General features: G+C 42.9%; 1 protein-coding gene. It reads left to right on the forward strand.

Annotated elements, in window-relative coordinates:
• Window positions 1-493: prephenate dehydratase (locus ACS8FD_RS23265; protein WP_439277598.1), on the forward strand; the 493-nt coding region annotated here is incomplete at its 5' end.
• Window positions 494-571 lie beyond the last annotated feature (78 nt).

Raw genomic sequence — 571 nt, forward strand, 5'->3', positions numbered from 1 at the left:
CCAGTGTCGTCATTGGCTCGATGTTAATTTTCCTAATGTTGAGCGTGTGGCAGTATCAAGTAATGGTGAAGCGGCCCGTCGTCTTAAAAACGAGTGGCATTCAGCAGCTATCGCAGGTGATGTCGCCGCTGCAGAGTATGATCTGCATAAGCTATATTCAAATATTGAAGACAATCCTAGTAATACCACGCGTTTTTTAATTGTTGGTCATGAGGCCATTGCGCCATCAGGACAAGACAAGACTTCTATTGTGGTCTCAGCTCATGACAAAGCAGGTGCCCTAATCGAAATCCTCAAGCCATTGTCATATCATGGTGTGTCGATGACCAGCATTGAGACTCGACCTGAACGCCCTAATAAATGGGCTTATGTCTTCTTTATTGATATGAATGGTCATATTCAAGATGTAAATGTGAGTGCAGCTATCGATGATATTCGGCCGTTGGTGAAAGATGTACGTGTACTAGGCTCATATCCGAAAGCCGTGCTATAGAGCGCTTGTTATACAATGGATGTTGTATGAATAAAGCGGTCATCGAATGCGTTTTAACAGTAACCACTAATAATAAGT

This window comes from Psychrobacter sp. 1U2 (genome assembly GCF_051847575.1).